Here is a 14,378-nt window from a genome sequence, read left to right as displayed (position 1 = left end):
GGGGCCCTCTCCTTGAGACTTGGAGCTCAGTCAGTGAGCAACCAGGTCGGACCACCAAGTAATTACTTGGAGATCTTGGTGACCTGGCCGGCGCCGACGGTCCGGCCACCCTCACGGATGGCGAACTTCAGGCCCTCTTCCATGGCGACCGGCTGGATCAGCGCGACGTCCATGAGGGTGTTGTCACCCGGCATGACCATCTCGGTGCCCTCGGGAAGGGTCACAACGCCCGTTACGTCCGTGGTACGGAAGTAGAACTGCGGGCGGTAGTTGTTGAAGAACGGGGTGTGACGGCCACCCTCGTCCTTCGACAGGATGTAGGCCTGGGCCTGGAACTCGGTGTGCGGCGTGACCGAACCCGGCTTGATGATGACCTGGCCGCGCTCGACGTCCTCGCGCTTGATGCCACGAAGCAGCAGACCGACGTTCTCACCGGCCTGGCCCTCGTCGAGCAGCTTGCGGAACATCTCGATGCCGGTGACCGTGGTGGTGACCTTCTCGGTCTTGATACCGACGATGTCGACGGTCTCGTTGACCTTGAGGACACCACGCTCGATACGACCGGTGACGACCGTGCCACGACCGGTGATCGTGAAGACGTCCTCGATCGGCATCAGGAACGGCTTCTCGACGTCACGCTCGGGCTGCGGGATCGACTCGTCGACGGCGGCCATGAGGTCCAGGACCGTCTGGCCCCACTCCTTGTCGCCCTCAAGCGCCTTGAGCGCCGAGACCTTGACGACCGGAAGGTCGTCGCCCGGGAACTCGTACTCGGAGAGGAGCTCACGAACCTCGAGCTCGACGAGCTCCAGGATCTCCTCGTCGTCCACCATGTCGGCCTTGTTCAGCGCGACGACGATGTAGGGGACGCCTACCTGGCGGGCCAGGAGGACGTGCTCCTTCGTCTGCGGCATCGGGCCGTCGGTGGCCGCGACCACGAGGATGGCGCCGTCCATCTGCGCCGCACCCGTGATCATGTTCTTGATGTAGTCCGCGTGACCGGGGCAGTCAACGTGGGCGTAGTGACGCGACTCGGTCTGGTACTCGACGTGCGCGATGGAGATCGTGATACCACGCTGACGCTCTTCCGGCGCCTTGTCGATCTGGTCGAAGGCCGAGGCCTCGTTCAGGTCCGGGTACGCGTCGTGCAGCACCTTGGTAATGGCGGCCGTGAGGGTCGTCTTACCGTGGTCAATGTGACCGATGGTGCCGATGTTGACGTGCGGCTTAGTCCGCTCGAACTTTGCCTTCGCCACTGGGTCCTCCTGCGGAGTGGTTCTGTACGCCTTGCTTCATCGGCGCCAGGTGATCTTTGCTGGGGTGCCGGGTCCGGGGGCATTCCACACGGTACGTGCTGAATGCCCCCGGCTCCGGGTCAAGCCTAAAGCGTGAGCTCGGGAGAGTTACTCGCCCTTGGCCTTCGCGATGATCTCCTCGGCGACGTTCCGCGGAACCTCGGCGTAGGAGTCGAACTGCATCGAGTAGCTTGCGCGACCCGAGGTCTTGCTGCGGAGGTCTCCGACGTAGCCGAACATCTCCGAGAGGGGCACGAGGCCCTTCACGACGCGAGCGCCGCTGCGCTCCTCCATGGCCTGAATCTGGCCACGGCGGGAGTTCAGGTCGCCGATCACATCGCCCATGTAGTCCTCGGGCGTGGTGACCTCAACGGCCATCATCGGCTCAAGGATTACGGGAGAGGCCTTGCGAGCACCCTCCTTGAACGCCTGCGAACCGGCGATCTTGAAGGCGAGCTCCGAGGAGTCGACCTCGTGGTAACCACCGTCGAGAAGGGTGACGCGGACGCCGACCATCTCGTAGCCGGCCAGGATGCCGAACTGCATGGCTTCCTGGGCGCCCGCGTCCACCGACGGGATGTACTCCCGGGGGATGCGGCCACCGGTGACCTTGTTGACGAACTCGTACGACGCGTCGCCACCCTCGATGGGCTCAAGGGCGATCTGCACCTTCGCGAACTGGCCGGTACCACCAGTCTGCTTCTTGTGCGTGTAGTCGATGCGCTCGACGGCCTTGCGGATCGTCTCGCGGTACGCGACCTGGGGCTTGCCGACGTTCGCCTCGACGCGGAATTCGCGCTTCATGCGGTCGACGAGCACCTCAAGGTGAAGCTCGCCCATACCACCGATGATGGTCTGGCCGGTCTCCTCGTCCGAGTGGACCTGGAAGGACGGGTCCTCCTCCGAGAGACGCTGGATGGCTACACCCAGCTTCTCCTGGTCACCCTTGGACTTCGGCTCGATGGCGACCTCGATCACCGGCGCCGGGAAGTCCATGGACTCCAGGATGACCGGGGACTTCTCGTCGCACAGCGTCTCACCGGTGGTGGTCTGCTTGAGACCCATGACGGCGACGATGTCACCGGCACCCACCGTGGGGATCTCCTCACGCTTGTTCGCGTGCATGCGGTAGATCTTGCCGATGCGCTCCTTCTTGCCCTTGACCGAGTTCAGCACGGAGCTGCCGGCCTCAAGGCGGCCCGAATAAATCCGGACGAAGGTGAGCTTGCCCAGGTGCGGGTCGCTCATGATCTTGAACGCGAGGCCCGAGAAGGGCTCCTCGTCCGACGGCTTGCGCAGGATGACCTTCTCCGGGTCCTTCACGTCGTGGCCTTCGACGGCCTCGACGTCCAGGGGAGAGGGCAGGTAGCGCACGACGGCGTCGAGCAGGGGCTGAACGCCCTTGTTCTTGAACGCCGTACCGCAGAACACGGGGCTGACGGTGACGGAGTCCGCGCTGCCCTTCGACGCGAGGGTGATGCGACGGATAGCCGCCATCAGCTGCTCCTCGGAGGGCTCCTGGCCCTCCAGGTACAGCTCCATCATCGCGTCGTCGTGCTCGGCGACCGTTTCGAGCAGCTTGCCGCGCCACTCGTCAGCAGCCTCGACGTGGGTGTCCGGGATGTCGACCGTGTCGTACATCTCGCCCTTGGCGGCCTCGGCGGACCACACGAGCGCCTTCATCGACACGAGGTCGACGACGCCCTTGAAGTCGGCCTCTGCGCCGATGGGGAGCTGCATGACGAGCGGGACCGCACCGAGGCGGTCGACGATCATGTCGACGCAGCGGTGGAACTCGGCACCCGTACGGTCGAGCTTGTTGACGAAGCAGATACGCGGCACGCCGTAGCGGTCCGCCTGACGCCAGACAGTCTCGGACTGGGGCTCGACGCCGGCCACACCGTCGAACACGGTGACAGCGCCGTCGAGGACGCGGAGCGAACGCTCCACCTCGACGGTGAAGTCGACGTGACCCGGGGTGTCGATGATGTTGATCGTGTGATCGACATCATCGAGCGGCCAGTGACAGGTCGTCGCGGCAGACGTGATCGTGATGCCGCGCTCCTGCTCCTGCTCCATCCAGTCCATCGTGGCAGCGCCGTCGTGGACTTCACCGATCTTGTAAGACACACCGGTGTAGAAGAGGATCCGCTCGGTGGTGGTCGTCTTGCCCGCGTCGATGTGGGCCATGATCCCGATGTTGCGGACCTTGGCCAGGTCAAGCGAAGTGGTGGCCATAAGGCTCAATCTTCTCTCGGTCTCGAAGTGGGTAACGACTACCAGCGGTAGTGCGCGAAGGCCTTGTTGGACTCGGCCATCTTGTGCGTGTCCTCACGCTTCTTGACGGCAGCGCCAAGACCGTTGGAGGCGTCGAGCAGCTCGTTCATGAGGCGCTCGGTCATGGTCTTCTCGCGGCGGGCGCGGGAGTAACCCACGATCCAGCGGAGCGAGAGGGTGGCGGCGCGACCGGGCTTGACCTCGATCGGCACCTGGTAGGTGGCGCCACCCACACGGCGGGACTTGACCTCAAGCGAAGGCTTGACGTTCTCAAGCGCGCGCTTCAGCGTGATGACCGGGTCCGCGTTGGTCTTCTCGCGGAGGCCCTCCATCGCGCCGTACACGATGCGCTCGGCGGTGGAACGCTTGCCGTCGAGCAGGATCTTGTTGATCAGCGACGTGACAAGAGGAGATGCGTAGACCGGGTCAATGATGACCGGGCGCTTCGGGGCGGGGCCCTTACGAGGCATTCTTACTTCTCCTTCTTGGCGCCGTAGCGGCTACGAGCCTGCTTACGGTTCTTGACGCCCTGCGTGTCGAGGGAACCGCGGATGATCTTGTAACGAACACCCGGAAGGTCCTTCACACGACCGCCACGCACGAGCACGATCGAGTGCTCCTGCAGGTTGTGGCCCTCACCCGGGATGTAGGCCGTGACCTCGATGCCCGAGGTCAGACGCACACGCGCGACCTTACGGAGCGCCGAGTTCGGCTTCTTCGGGGTGGTCGTGAACACACGCGTGCAGACGCCACGACGCTGGGGCGAACCCTCGAGCGCGGGCGTCTTGTTCTTCTCGACCTTGTCCTGTCGGCCCTTTCGGACCAGCTGCTGGATCGTAGGCACTACTTCTCCGTTTTCTGTGTGCCGATCACTGTGAAACTAACCTGGAACAGTCCCCGACCCACGCGGTCGGGTGTGTCGGATCCGGCACACTCCGCCGGAAGCGGAGGATGACGCGGATCACGGTGGCCCACATAAAGACGGGCTCGCTCTGCGGCTGTAAACACGCACAGGGAGCCCAGGCACACCCCAGGCACAGGAACGAGCGTACCTACCTCATCGACCTGGGTCAAAACAAATGCTGTCCACCCGAGCGGCGCACCGCCCCGCCGCCCTTCTGATCACCGCTGTGGCCCGGCTCCCGGGCTCCGGAACGGCCGGCGGCCCCCTGCCGGAGTGGCGTACTCCACAGGGCCACCCCCTCCCCGTGCACGCCGAAGGGCGCCTGCCCCGCTCGAAAGCAGGGCAGGCGCCCTTCGTACGTACCGCTACACGCTCTTACTGGTTGTACGGACCGTAGTCGTAGTCCTCCAGCGGAACGGCCTGGCCGGAGCCCGTGCCGAACGGCGAGTAGTCGATGTCGTCGTAGCCGACGGCCGAGTACATCGCTGCCTTGGCCTCTTCGGTCGGCTCCACCCGGATGTTGCGGTAGCGGGAGAGACCCGTACCGGCCGGGATGAGCTTACCGATGATGACGTTCTCCTTGAGGCCGATGAGGCTGTCGGACTTGGCGTTGATCGCCGCATCCGTCAGGACTCGGGTCGTCTCCTGGAAGGAGGCGGCCGACAGCCAGGATTCCGTCGCCAGCGAGGCCTTGGTGATACCCATCAGCTGCGGACGACCGGAGGCGGGGTGACCGCTCTCCTGGACCACACGACGGTTCTCGGTCTCGAACTTCGAGCGCTCGACGAGCTCGCCCGGCAGCAGTTCCGCGTCGCCGGACTCGATGATCGTCACGCGGCGGAGCATCTGCCGGATGATGATCTCGATGTGCTTGTCGTGGATCGACACGCCCTGGCTGTTGTAGACCTTCTGGACTTCGCCGACCAGGTGGACCTGGACCGCACGCTGACCGAGGATCCGCAGGACGTCGTGCGGGTTGGTCGCACCGACGGTGAGCTTCTGGCCCACCTCGACCGCGTCGCCCTCGGACACCAGCAGACGGGCACGCTTGGAGATCGGGAAGGGCGTCTCCTCGCTGCCGTCGTCCGGCGTGACGACGAGCTTCTTGGTCTTCTCGGTCTCCTCGATCCGCACGCGGCCCTTGGCCTCGGAGATCGGGGCGACACCCTTCGGCGTACGAGCCTCGAAGAGCTCGACGACACGGGGCAGACCCTGGGTGATGTCGTCACCGGCCACACCACCGGTGTGGAAGGTACGCATGGTGAGCTGCGTACCCGGCTCACCGATGGACTGGGCGGCGATGATGCCGACCGCCTCACCGATGTCGACGAGCTTGCCGGTGGCCAGCGAGCGTCCGTAGCAGAAGGCACAGGTGCCGACCGCGGACTCACAGGTCAGGACCGAGCGGGTCTTGACCTCCTCCACGCCGTGCATGACCAGCTGGTCGATGAGCACGTCACCGAGGTCGACGTTGGCAGGCGCGATGACCTTGCCGTCGAAGACGACGTCCTCCGCCAGCATGCGGGCGTAGACGCTGGTCTCGACGTCGTCCGTCTTGCGGAGGATGCCGTCGGCGCCCTTCTCCGCGATCTTCAGCTTGAGGCCGCGGTCGGTGCCGCAGTCCTCCTCGCGAATGATCACGTCCTGCGAGACGTCCACCAGACGACGGGTCAGGTAACCCGAGTCGGCGGTACGCAGGGCGGTGTCGGCGAGACCCTTACGGGCACCGTGGGTGGAGATGAAGTACTCCAGCACGGAGAGACCCTCGCGGAACGACGCCTTGATCGGCCGCGGGATGGTCTCGTTCTTCGCGTTCGACACCAGACCACGCATACCGGCGATCTGACGCATCTGCATCATGTTTCCTCGGGCACCCGAGTCAACCATCATGAAGATGGGGTTCGTCTTGGGGAAGTTCGCGTTCATCGCCTCGGCAACCTCGTTGGTCGCCTTGGTCCAGATCGCGATGAGCTCCTGAGTGCGCTCTTCCTTGGTGATGAGACCGCGCTCGTACTGCTTCTGGACCTTCTCGTCCTGGTCCTCGTAGCCCTTGACGATGGCCCTCTTGGCCTCGGGCACGACGATGTCGGAGACGGCCACGGTGACGCCCGAACGGGTCGCCCAGTGGAAGCCGGCCGCCTTCAGGTTGTCGAGCGTCGCCGCCACGATGACCTTGGGGTAGCGCTCCGCCAGGTCGTTGACGATCTCGGAGAGCTGCTTCTTGCCCACCGAGTAGTCGACGAACGGGTAGTCCTCGGGCAGCAGCTCGTTGAAGAGCGCACGGCCCAGGGTCGTACGGAGACGGAAGGAGTCGCCCGTCTGCCATTCGCCCGTGCCGAAGCCGTCGCCCTCTTCCGCCACCGGCGGGGTCCAGCCACGCGGCGGGACGGTGCCTACGGGGAAGCGGATGTCGACCTTCGCCTGGAGCGAGAGCTCCCGGTTGTCGAACGCCATGGTCGCCTCGGCCGAGGAGCCGAAGGAACGGCCCTCACCGATGACCTTGCGCTCTTCCTCGTCGGTCGTGAGGAAGAACAGGCCCAGCACCATGTCCTGGGTCGGCATGGTGACGGGACGACCGTCGGCCGGCTTCAGGATGTTGTTCGAGGACAGCATCAGGATGCGGGCCTCGGCCTGCGCCTCTGCCGAAAGCGGCAGGTGCACGGCCATCTGGTCACCGTCGAAGTCCGCGTTGAACGCGGTGCAGACGAGCGGGTGGATCTGGATGGCCTTGCCCTCGACCAGCTGCGGCTCGAAGGCCTGGATGCCGAGGCGGTGCAGGGTGGGTGCACGGTTCAGCAGCACCGGGTGCTCGGCGATGACCTCTTCGAGGACGTCGTACACGACGGTGCGGCCGCGCTCGACCATGCGCTTGGCCGACTTGATGTTCTGCGCGTGGTTCAGGTCCACCAGGCGCTTCATCACGAACGGCTTGAAGAGCTCCAGCGCCATGGCCTTCGGCAGACCGCACTGGTGCAGCTTGAGCTGCGGGCCGACGACGATCACGGAACGCGCGGAGTAGTCCACACGCTTGCCGAGAAGGTTCTGACGGAATCGACCCTGCTTGCCCTTGAGCATGTCGGACAGCGACTTCAGCGGACGGTTGCCGGGGCCCGTGACCGGGCGACCACGACGGCCGTTGTCGAAGAGCGCGTCGACGGCCTCCTGAAGCATGCGCTTCTCGTTGTTCACGATGATCTCGGGGGCGCCGAGGTCGAGGAGTCGCTTCAGGCGGTTGTTGCGGTTGATCACGCGGCGGTACAGGTCGTTCAGGTCGGAGGTCGCGAAGCGGCCACCGTCCAGCTGCACCATCGGACGCAGGTCCGGCGGGATGACCGGTACGCAGTCCAGCACCATGCCCTTGGGGCTGTTGCTGGTCGACAGGAACGCGGAGACGACCTTGAGGCGCTTGAGCGCACGGGTCTTCTTCTGGCCCTTGCCGGTGCGGATGATCTCGCGGAGGCGCTCGGCCTCCTCCTCAAGGTCGAAGGACTCCAGGCGCTTCTGCAGTGCAGCAGCACCCATCGAACCGTCGAAGTACGTGCCGAAGCGGTCACGCAGCTCGCGGTAGAGGAGCTCGTCGCCCTCCAGGTCCTGGACCTTGAGGTTCTTGAAGCGGTTCCACACCTCGTCGAGGCGGTCGATCTCGCGCTGGGCGCGGTCACGGAGCTGCTTCATCTCGCGCTCGGCACCTTCGCGCACCTTGCGGCGCACGTCGGCCTTCGCACCCTCGGCCTCAAGCTCGGCGAGGTCGGTCTCAAGCTTCTTGGCGCGGGCCTCCAGGTCGGAGTCACGACGGTTCTCGACCTGCTGACGCTCGACGGAGACGTGTGCCTCCAGCGAGGGCAGGTCGCGCGTCCGGCGCTCCTCGTCCACGAAGGTGATCATGTACGCGGCGAAGTAGATGACCTTTTCGAGGTCCTTCGGCGCGAGGTCGAGCAGGTATCCGAGGCGCGAGGGAACGCCCTTGAAGTACCAGATGTGCGTGACGGGCGCGGCCAGCTCAATGTGGCCCATCCGCTCACGACGCACCTTGGCGCGAGTGACCTCGACGCCGCAGCGCTCACAGATGATGCCCTTGAAGCGGACACGCTTGTACTTGCCGCAGTAGCACTCCCAGTCCCGGGTCGGGCCGAAGATCTTCTCGCAGAAGAGTCCGTCCTTCTCGGGCTTGAGCGTGCGGTAGTTGATGGTCTCCGGCTTCTTCACTTCGCCGTGGGACCAGGTCCGGATGTCGTCCGCGGTGGCGAGGCCAATCCGCAGCTCGTCGAAGAAGTTGACGTCGAGCACTTGTCGTCAATCCCTCTTTCGGGGGTTCGAGCCCCTCGCGCAGTGCGCGAGATCAATGGGCACTTCAAATGGTCTGAACGGGTCCGGGGAGGGCCGGGGGTCTTCGTCTTACGTCAAGACCCCCGGCCGGCCCGTCAGACCTCTTCGACGCTGCTCGGCTCGCGCCGGGACAGGTCGATACCGAGTTCTTCCGCTGCGCGGAAGACGTCCTCGTCCGTGTCACGCATCTCGATGGACATGCCGTCCGAGGACAGCACCTCCACGTTGAGGCAGAGCGACTGCATTTCCTTGATGAGCACCTTGAAGGACTCGGGAATGCCGGGCTCCGGGATGTTCTCGCCCTTGACGATGGCCTCGTAGACCTTCACGCGGCCGGTCACGTCGTCGGACTTGATCGTCAGCAGCTCCTGGAGGGCGTAGGCGGCGCCATAAGCCTCAAGCGCCCACACCTCCATCTCACCGAAGCGCTGGCCACCGAACTGCGCCTTACCACCCAGCGGCTGCTGGGTGATCATCGAGTACGGGCCGGTCGAACGCGCGTGGAGCTTGTCGTCGACCAGGTGGTGGAGCTTGAGGATGTACATGTACCCGATCGAGACCGGGTCCGGGAACGGCTCGCCGGAGCGGCCGTCGAACAGGTGGGCCTTGCCCGAGGGCAGGACCAGCCGGTCGCCGTCGCGGTTGGGGATCGTGGCCTCGAAGAGGCCGGTGATCTCGTCCTCGCGCGCACCGTCGAACACCGGGGTGGCGACGTTGGTGCCGGGCTCGACGCGGTCGGCGCCGATCGCCTGGAGGCGCTGCGCCCACTCGTCACCCAGACCGGAGACGTCCCAGCCGCGGCTGGCGAGCCAGCCGAGGTGGATCTCCAGAACCTGTCCCGGGTTCATTCGGGACGGCACACCCAGGGGGTTGAGGATGATGTCGACCGGGGTGCCGTCCTCCAGGAACGGCATGTCCTCGATCGGCAGGATCTTCGAGATGACGCCCTTGTTGCCGTGACGGCCGGCGAGCTTGTCACCATCGGTGATCTTGCGCTTCTGCGCCACGTAGACGCGAACCAGCTGGTTCACGCCCGGCGGCAGCTCGTCGCCCTCTTCGCGGTCGAAGACGCGGACGCCGATGATCTTGCCGATCTCGCCGTGCGGGACCTTCAGCGAGGTGTCGCGCACTTCGCGCGCCTTCTCACCGAAGATCGCACGGAGCAGGCGCTCCTCCGGCGTCAGCTCGGTCTCGCCCTTGGGCGTGACCTTGCCGACGAGGATGTCTCCGGCCGTGACCTCGGCACCGATACGGATGATGCCGCGCTCGTCGAGGTCGGCGAGGACCTCTTCGGAGACGTTCGGGATGTCCCGGGTGATCTCCTCCGGGCCGAGCTTGGTGTCACGGGCGTCGACCTCGTGCTCCTCGATGTGGATCGAGGAGAGGACGTCGTCCTGCACGAGGCGCTGCGACAGGATGATCGCGTCCTCGTAGTTGTGACCCTCCCACGGCATGAAGGCGACCAGGAGGTTCTTGCCGAGCGCCATCTCACCCTGCTGGGTGGCGGGACCGTCGGCGAGGACCTGGCCCTCGATGACCCGGGAGCCCTCGTTGACGACAACCTTCTGGTTGACCGAGGTGCCCTGGTTCGAGCGGGAGAACTTGGCGATCCGGTACGTGGTGTACGTGCCGTCGTCGTTGGCGACGGTGACGTAGTCCGCGGAAACCTCCTGGACCACACCCGCCTTCTCCGCCTTGACCACGTCACCGGCGTCGACCGCACAGCGGTACTCCATGCCGGTGCCGACGAGCGGAGCCTCGGACGTGATCAGCGGCACGGCCTGACGCATCATGTTCGCGCCCATGAGCGCGCGGTTCGCGTCGTCGTGCTCCAGGAAGGGGATCATCGCGGTCGCGACCGACACCATCTGGCGCGGCGAGACGTCCATGTAGTCGACGTCGTCGCCGGGGATGTAGTCGATCTCGCCGCCACGACGGCGGACCAGGACGCGCGACTCGGTGAAGCGCATGTCCTCACCGAGGGTCGCGTTCGCCTGGGCGATCACGAAGCGGTCTTCCTCGTCGGCCGTCAGGTAGTCGACGTCGTCGGTGACGACACCGTCGACGACCTTGCGGTACGGCGTCTCGACGAAGCCGAACGCGTTGACGCGGCCGTACGAGGCGAGCGAGCCGATCAGACCGATGTTGGGACCTTCGGGGGTCTCGATCGGGCACATGCGGCCGTAGTGGGACGGGTGCACGTCACGGACCTCGAAGCCGGCCCGCTCGCGCGAGAGACCACCCGGGCCGAGCGCCGACAGACGGCGCTTGTGGGTGAGACCCGACAGCGGGTTGTTCTGGTCCATGAACTGCGACAGCTGGCTGGTGCCGAAGAACTCCTTGATGGAGGCGACGACCGGCCGGATGTTGATCAGGGTCTGCGGCGTGATCGCCTCGACGTCCTGGGTCGTCATGCGCTCACGCACGACGCGCTCCATACGAGCCAGACCCGTGCGGACCTGGTTCTGGATGAGCTCGCCGACGTTGCGCAGACGACGGTTGCCGAAGTGGTCGATGTCGTCGGTCTCGACGACGATGTTCCGACCCGACTCGCCGACCGTCTCGACCTCGCCGGCGTGCAGCCGGACCAGGTACTTGATGGTGGCGATGATGTCCTTGCTGGTGAGGACACCCGCGTTCAGCGGCTCGTCGGCGCCGAGCTTCTTGTTCACCTTGTAGCGGCCGACCTTCGCGAGGTCGTAGCGCTTCGGGTTGAAGTAGAGGTTCTCGAGCAGCGTCTGAGCAGCCTCACGCGTGGGCGGCTCGCCCGGGCGCAGCTTGCGGTAGATGTCGAGCAGTGCGTCGTCCTGGCCCTGGGTGTGGTCCTTCTCCAGGGTGGCGCGCATGGACTCGTACTCGCCGAACTCCTCAAGGATCTGCTCGGTCGTCCAACCGAGAGCCTTCAGGAGAACGGTGACGGACTGCTTGCGCTTGCGGTCGATGCGGACACCGACCATGTCGCGCTTGTCGATCTCCATCTCCAGCCAGGCACCCCGGGAAGGGATGATCTTGGCGGAGAAGATGTCCTTGTCGGACGTCTTGTCGATGGAGGAGTCGAAGTAGACACCCGGCGAGCGGACCAGCTGGGACACCACGACACGCTCGGTGCCGTTGATGACGAAGGTGCCCTTGTTGGTCATGAGCGGGAAATCGCCCATGAAGACCGTCTGGGACTTGATCTCGCCGGTCTCGTTGTTGGTGAACTCCGCGGTGACGAAGAGCGGGGCGGCGAACGTGAAGTCGCGCTCCTTGCACTCGTCGATGGAGTTCTTCGGCGGCTCGAAACGGTGGTCGCGGAACGTCAGCGACATCGACCCGGAGAAGTCCTCGATCGGGGAGATCTCTTCGAAGATCTCTTCCAGACCGGACTTGGTGGGGACGTCCTGTCCACTCTCGAGAGCGGCCTCGACGCGACCCTTCCAAGCGGCGTTACCGAGCAGCCAGTCAAAGCTCTCGGTCTGCAGCGCGAGGAGGTTCGGAACCTCGAGGGGCTCCCTGATCTTTGCAAAGGAGATGCGCAGCGGGGCGGTGCTTGCGCCGTTGTTCGTATTGGAGGTCGAGGCGTTGCGCGAGGCGGCCAAGAGGGGGTCCTTCCGAGGGCTCGGACTCACTACGCGCGTACCGGTCCCACATTGGACACAGAGACAGAAAGGCCCAGAACAGGGCAGTTCATTCCTCAGTGCTCAAACAGTGGGCATGCCCCTGGTGACGGGCAGGAGGCAGCTAACAGGCAGCGCAAAGGGTCAGTGTAGCCACTTGGCCCACTGATGTCCAGAGCGGGTTTTTTGGGACCCTCATCGGCCTCTTTGTTCTTCTCAACGCCACTGTCTGAGCCACTGCTGCGACCACTGTCACGACTGCGGTGGTGCCAACGTCACGGGCCGCCCTCACGCCCTGCGGACGCATCTCGATACTGCCCTCTTCGCCGTCGATCCATGCCTCGGAGTCGGATCGTTGTGACGACGCGTCCTGAGAATTGCGCGCTGCGTGCCGTTCGTCAAGGCCCCCCGCCCCCTCGGAGCTTTGTCACATGCCCGGACCGCCTCAGCGGCGTACAGCGGGCGCACAGTGGCTCTGCGGGGCGCACAACGAAGATCACCATACTCGCCGGGAAGCGATGCGCCCAGTCGCCCGGGGAACGCCGAAGGGCGACCACCCCATTGGGTGATCGCCCTTGGCAGTGCCGGCGTTACACCTCTCGGCGTTTCTCCGGCAAAAAGAGTCTCAGAGACTCAGAAGGTCACTTGACCTCGACGGCCGCACCGGCGCCCTTGAGGGACTCGGCAGCCTTCTCGGCGGCCTCCTTGGTGACCTTCTCGAGGACCGGCTTCGGAGCGCCGTCGACGAGGTCCTTGGCCTCCTTCAGACCCAGCGAGGTGAGCTCACGCACGACCTTGATGACCTGGATCTTCTTGTCGCCGGCACCGGTGAGGATGACGTCGAACTCGTCCTGCTCCTCAGCGGCCTCGGCGGCCGGGCCACCGGCGGCGGGGCCGGCAACGGCGACGGCCGCGGCGGCGGTGACGTCGAACTTCTCCTCGAAGGCCTTCACGAACTCGGAGAGCTCGATGAGGGTGAGCTCCTCGAACTGAGCGAGCAGGTCTTCCTGGCTGAGCTTCGCCATGATGGCGTCCTTCCACTAATTCGGCAGGTGCCGGATGTAAATGTCGGCGGGCGTACTGTCGGCCCGCTGCGGCCGTTTCCCTAGTGGGTCACGACCAATGCGCGAGCCGAGTTACTCGGCACCGCCCTGCTCTTCGAGCTTGACGCGAAGCGCTTCCGCAGTGCGGACGAACTTCGACGGAAGCGCCTGGAAGAGCTGCGCAGCCTGAGTCTGCTTGCCCTTCATGGCACCCGCCAGCTTGGCGAGCAGAACCTCGCGGGACTCGAGGTCCGCGAGCTTCTTGATCTCATCGGCGGTCAGCGCCTTACCGTCAAGGACACCGCCCTTGATGATGAGGTTCGGGTTCTCCTTGGCGAAGTCACGAAGACCCTTCGCCGACTCCACCGGGTCACCGGTGATGAAGGCAACCGCCGTCGGACCAGTGAACTGGTCGTCCAGCGAAGAGATCCCGGCCTCGTTGGCCGCAATCTTGGTCAGCGTGTTCTTCACCACGGCGTACTGGGCGTTCTCACCGAGCGAACGACGCAGCGTCTTGAGCTGCGCAACGGTGAGACCCCGGTACTCGGTCAGCACGGCGGCGTTCGAGCTGCGGAACTGGTCCGCGAGCTCGGCTACCGCGGCAGCCTTGTCGGGCCTTGCCATAGAGCGTCGGCCTCCTTCCGGGTGATGAGGACCGCTCAGAAGGGGCTGAAAAACGAAAACGCCCCGGCGCAAGCGCACGGGGCTGAGCTCAACCAGAATGAACCGGGAACTTTCCACGAACACCTGCGCAGGTCGTCCGCGACTTTCCAGCGGATCCTTCGGCCATCGCGCCCTCTTACGAGCACACGACAACGACCAGCGGTCTTTGGCTTCTTCACGAGAGTACGCGACCGGCTGCGCGCCCGCGTCACGGTCACCGGGCTGCTGGCCGCCCCGTACAGCACCGACATCGAACAGAGCACCTGCATGG

Annotated in this window: 8 protein-coding genes and 1 pseudogene; 1 reads left to right on the top strand and 8 read right to left on the bottom strand. The window is 65.1% G+C overall.

Annotation, left to right across the window (positions count from 1 at the left end; translation table 11 throughout):
• Positions 1 to 62 precede the first annotated feature (62 nt).
• The 8 genes from tuf to rplJ form a co-directional block, all read right to left on the bottom strand.
• A complete protein-coding gene (tuf, locus tag ACWGIG_RS27795) occupies positions 63 to 1,256 on the bottom strand; it encodes an elongation factor Tu (protein ID WP_453324415.1) in 1,194 nt (397 codons plus the stop codon).
• Positions 1,257 to 1,403: 147 nt separating this feature from the next.
• A complete protein-coding gene (gene fusA, locus ACWGIG_RS27790) occupies positions 1,404 to 3,533 on the bottom strand; it encodes an elongation factor G (protein ID WP_453324414.1) in 2,130 nt (709 codons plus the stop codon).
• Between the two features lie 38 nt (positions 3,534 to 3,571).
• A complete protein-coding gene (gene rpsG / locus ACWGIG_RS27785) occupies positions 3,572 to 4,042 on the bottom strand; it encodes a 30S ribosomal protein S7 (RefSeq protein WP_362417264.1) in 471 nt (156 codons plus the stop codon).
• Positions 4,043 to 4,044: 2 nt separating this feature from the next.
• A complete protein-coding gene (gene rpsL / locus ACWGIG_RS27780; protein ID WP_003948652.1) occupies positions 4,045 to 4,416 on the bottom strand; it encodes a 30S ribosomal protein S12 in 372 nt (123 codons plus the stop codon).
• Positions 4,417 to 4,851: 435 nt separating this feature from the next.
• Positions 4,852 to 8,763: a DNA-directed RNA polymerase subunit beta' gene (locus ACWGIG_RS27775; protein ID WP_453324413.1), complete on the bottom strand. Its 3,912-nt coding sequence runs from the start codon at positions 8,761 to 8,763 to the stop codon at positions 4,852 to 4,854.
• 134 nt (positions 8,764 to 8,897) lie between these two features.
• The gene (gene rpoB / locus ACWGIG_RS27770; RefSeq protein WP_453324412.1) at positions 8,898 to 12,383 is read right to left on the bottom strand and encodes a DNA-directed RNA polymerase subunit beta; all 3,486 of its coding nucleotides are present in this window, start codon (positions 12,381 to 12,383) and stop codon (positions 8,898 to 8,900) included.
• Positions 12,384 to 13,042: 659 nt separating this feature from the next.
• Positions 13,043 to 13,426, bottom strand: coding sequence for a 50S ribosomal protein L7/L12 (gene rplL / locus ACWGIG_RS27765; RefSeq protein WP_453324411.1), 384 nt, complete (start codon positions 13,424 to 13,426; stop codon positions 13,043 to 13,045).
• A gap of 111 nt (positions 13,427 to 13,537) precedes the next feature.
• Positions 13,538 to 14,068, bottom strand: a complete 531-nt coding sequence (rplJ, locus tag ACWGIG_RS27760) for a 50S ribosomal protein L10 (protein WP_362417190.1) — start codon at positions 14,066 to 14,068, stop codon at positions 13,538 to 13,540.
• Positions 14,069 to 14,284: 216 nt separating this feature from the next.
• Here rplJ and ACWGIG_RS27755 point away from each other — a divergent pair.
• A pseudogene (locus tag ACWGIG_RS27755) lies at positions 14,285 to 14,378 on the top strand (DUF2470 domain-containing protein); the annotation flags it as partial.

Source organism: Streptomyces sp. NPDC054863, from assembly GCF_053610825.1.
This window is presented reverse-complemented; position numbering and strand designations above follow the sequence as displayed.

Excerpts from the sequence above, each read along its gene's own strand:
- fusA (WP_453324414.1), bottom strand. The coding sequence starts at position 3,533 with ATGGCCACCACTTCGCTTGACCTGGCCAAGGTCCGCAACATCGGGATC.
- rpsG (WP_362417264.1), bottom strand. The coding sequence starts at position 4,042 with ATGCCTCGTAAGGGCCCCGCCCCGAAGCGCCCGGTCATCATTGACCCG.
- rplL (WP_453324411.1), bottom strand. The coding sequence starts at position 13,426 with ATGGCGAAGCTCAGCCAGGAAGACCTGCTCGCTCAGTTCGAGGAGCTC.
- rplJ (WP_362417190.1), bottom strand. The coding sequence starts at position 14,068 with ATGGCAAGGCCCGACAAGGCTGCCGCGGTAGCCGAGCTCGCGGACCAG.